Genomic DNA, 500 nt, shown 5'->3' on the forward strand with positions numbered 1-500 from the left:
GAAATGGTTGGATATTGCGACACTGGCAAGTTGAACAAGGACATGATCCCCGCAAGCATGGTCAGAATCGCCAATACCCAAGCAAAAACCGGACGATCAATAAAAAATCGAGCCATGATTATCCCTGCTCTCCCGTTTGGATGGTGACTGGGCTACCCGGACGCACCTTTTGCAAACCCGCCGTAATGACTTGATCACCGGCTTTTAATCCATCAATGATGCGCCATTGGTTGTCTATAACTTCAGCCGTGATGACTGGCGTAATCGCAACGGTATTATCAGCACTCACCGTCATAACCGAAGCTTTGCCTGTTGCATCGCGAGTCACGGTGTTTTGCGGGATCAAAATCGCACTAGGGTCAACACCAGTAATCACGGTCGCACGCACGAACATACCCGGGAGAAGTAAACCATCAGGGTTTGGGAATTCCGCACGCAAAGTTACGCTTCCCGTACTTTCATCCACGTTAACTTCCGTGAACTTCATTGTGCCTTTGTGC

At 49.4% G+C, this 500-nt stretch carries 1 protein-coding gene and 1 pseudogene; both read right to left on the reverse strand.

Going from position 1 to position 500, the window contains the following annotated elements; genetic code table 11:
* A partial coding sequence (locus R8O10_RS27980) for an efflux RND transporter permease subunit (RefSeq protein WP_412035188.1) occupies positions 1–116 on the reverse strand: 116 nt, incomplete at its 3' end.
* Between the two features lie 2 nt (positions 117–118).
* Positions 119–500 (reverse strand): annotated as a pseudogene (gene vmeA, locus R8O10_RS27895) (multidrug efflux RND transporter periplasmic adaptor subunit VmeA); the annotation flags it as partial.

Source organism: Vibrio sp. 1727 (assembly GCF_033344415.1).
Classification (GTDB): Bacteria; Pseudomonadota; Gammaproteobacteria; order Enterobacterales; family Vibrionaceae; genus Vibrio; species Vibrio alginolyticus.